The following is a 1,161-nucleotide window of genomic DNA, read 5'->3' as shown; positions in this document are numbered from 1 at the left end:
CTGGCCGGCGTGCCCGCCGCCGCCCTCGCGGAGGCCGAGCGTCCGCTGATCGGCACCGCCGAGGAGAACGGCGTCATCGACCCGGACGTCCTGTGGTCCTGCACCACCTGCGGCGCCTGTGTCGAGCAGTGCCCGGTCGACATCGAGCACATCGACCACATCGTCGACATGCGCCGCTACCAGGTGATGATCGAGTCCGCCTTCCCCTCGGAGGCCGGCACGATGCTCAAGAACCTGGAGAAGAAGGGCAACCCCTGGGGCCTGGCCAAGAAGCAGCGCGTCGAGTGGACCAAGGAGGTCGACTTCGAGGTCCCGATCGTCGGCAAGGACGTCGAGGACCTCACCGAGGTCGACTACCTGTACTGGGTCGGCTGCGCCGGCGCCCTGGAGGACCGGGCCAAGAAGACCACCAAGGCCTTCGCCGAGCTGCTGCACATGGCGGGCGTCAAGTTCGCGATCATGGGCGGCGAGGAGAAGTGCACCGGTGACTCGCCCCGCCGCCTGGGCAACGAGCCGCTGTTCCAGCAGCTCGGCCAGGAGAACGTCGCGATGCTGAACATGGCGTTCGGCGAGGACGACGAGGACGAGTCGACGAAGAAGCCGAAGTCGGCGAAGAAGATCGTCGCGACCTGCCCGCACTGCTTCAACACGATCGCGAACGAGTACCCGCAGCTGGGCGGCGAGTTCGAGGTCATCCACCACACGCAGCTGCTCCAGCACCTCATCGACGAGGGCAAGCTGATCCCGGTGACGCCGGTCGAGGGTCTGATCACCTACCACGACCCCTGCTACCTGGGCCGCCACAACAAGGTCTACACGCCGCCGCGCGAGATCATGGACAAGGTCCCGGGCCTGCGCCAGCAGGAGATGCACCGCCACAAGGAGCGCGGCTTCTGCTGTGGCGCCGGTGGCGCGCGGATGTGGATGGAGGAGCGGATCGGCAAGCGCATCAACAACGAGCGCGTCGACGAGGCCCTGTCCCTCAACCCGGACATCGTCTCCACCGCCTGCCCGTTCTGCCTGGTCATGCTCACCGACTCGGTGAACGGCAAGAAGAACGAGGGCAAGGCGAAGGAGTCCGTCCAGGTGGTGGACGTGGCCCAGCTGCTGCTCGACTCGGTGAAGACGAAGCCGGAGGACGTCGAGCCGGACGCCCCGGAG

1 protein-coding gene is annotated in these 1,161 nt (G+C 67.0%); it reads left to right on the top strand.

Going from position 1 to position 1,161, the window contains the following annotated elements; translation table 11 throughout:
* On the top strand, positions 1-1,161 hold a 1,161-nt coding region (locus tag ACF1G2_RS36050), incomplete at both ends, for a (Fe-S)-binding protein (protein ID WP_391802372.1).

The sequence above is a fragment of the Streptomyces sp. NPDC013457 genome (genome assembly GCF_043089925.1).
Taxonomy (GTDB): Bacteria; Actinomycetota; Actinomycetes; order Streptomycetales; family Streptomycetaceae; genus Streptomyces.
Note: the sequence above shows the minus strand (reverse complement) of the source record. Positions and strands in the feature narration are given on the sequence as shown.